Here is a 513-nt window from a genome sequence, read left to right on the forward strand (position 1 = left end):
GTGGCCGACGTGGTGGAACAGGCCGCCGCCCGCGGCGTGGACCTGGTGGACGTCTCGAGCGGCGGCGCGGTGCACGGGGCGAAGATCCCGCTGCGGCCGGGATACCAGGTGCCCTTCGCGGCCGCCATCCGGCGCCAGGCCGGCATCCCGACCGGTGCCGTCGGACTCATCACCACGGCCGCGCAGGCCGACTCGATCATCAGGGAAGGCTCGGCGGACGCGGTACTGCTCGCCCGGGCGGCGCTGCGGGACCCGCACTGGTGGCAGCGCGCCGCCGTCGAACTGGGCCACGAACTGGCGTGGGCGCCGCAATACGAGCGTGCCGCGGTGGCGGAGAAATATTAGTCCTTGCGGATGACGTCCCGGTGAACCCCCGGTTGTTAGCGTGGACACATGACTTCGCACCCATCACACCCTCCGGTCCAGCAGCCGGACGAGCAGAACAGCAGCGCGGTACCGGTGCCGGGCGGCGCCGCCCCGCAGGGGTACCCGGCGCCCGGCCCTTCGGACGCT

The 513-nt window shown here is 72.9% G+C and carries 1 protein-coding gene; it reads left to right on the forward strand.

Annotated elements, in window-relative coordinates; translation table 11 throughout:
- Nucleotides 1-345: oxidoreductase (locus tag AC5RUJ_RS18205; protein ID WP_494156514.1), on the forward strand; the 345-nt coding region annotated here is incomplete at its 5' end.
- Nucleotides 346-513: the final 168 nt, after the last annotated feature.

This window comes from Arthrobacter sp. Y3223164 (assembly GCF_059091005.1).